Origin of the sequence: Streptomyces sp. NRRL S-1022, assembly GCF_000720135.1 — a bacterium.
In the GTDB taxonomy this organism is placed as follows: domain Bacteria; phylum Actinomycetota; class Actinomycetes; order Streptomycetales; family Streptomycetaceae; genus Streptomyces.
Genome location: NZ_JOIU01000197.1, coordinates 1 through 274 on the forward strand (window position 1 = coordinate 1; position 274 = coordinate 274).

1 protein-coding gene and 1 pseudogene are annotated in these 274 nt (G+C 73.7%); both read left to right on the forward strand.

Annotated elements, in window-relative coordinates; all coding sequences use genetic code 11:
* Positions 1 to 105: pseudogene (locus tag IG05_RS47500) on the forward strand (SpdA protein); the annotation flags it as partial.
* A 22-nt stretch (positions 106 to 127) separates the two neighbouring features.
* Positions 128 to 274, forward strand: a 147-nt coding sequence (locus tag IG05_RS0141520; protein WP_030349224.1) for a mobile element transfer protein, incomplete at its 3' end; no start/stop codon positions are given.

The following is a 274-nucleotide window of genomic DNA, read 5'->3' on the forward strand; positions in this document are numbered from 1 at the left end:
GACTACCGCGACCGCACCGGCGCCCCCATCGACACCGACACCCTGCGCGCCCGCCTCGGCGTCCCGCCCCACCTCGCCGACGCCATCGCCGCCCAGCTCGCCTGACCCGGAAGGAGAACCAGCCGCCATGCCAGCCCGCGACAACTTCCACTCCCTGATGCGGATCGGCCCCGTGCAGATCGGCACCCACCGCGACCGCAACGGCCGGACCAAGTACGCCGCCGTGTGCACCGCCGACCGCTGCGGCTGGTCCGCCGACTACTCCAGCCAGACC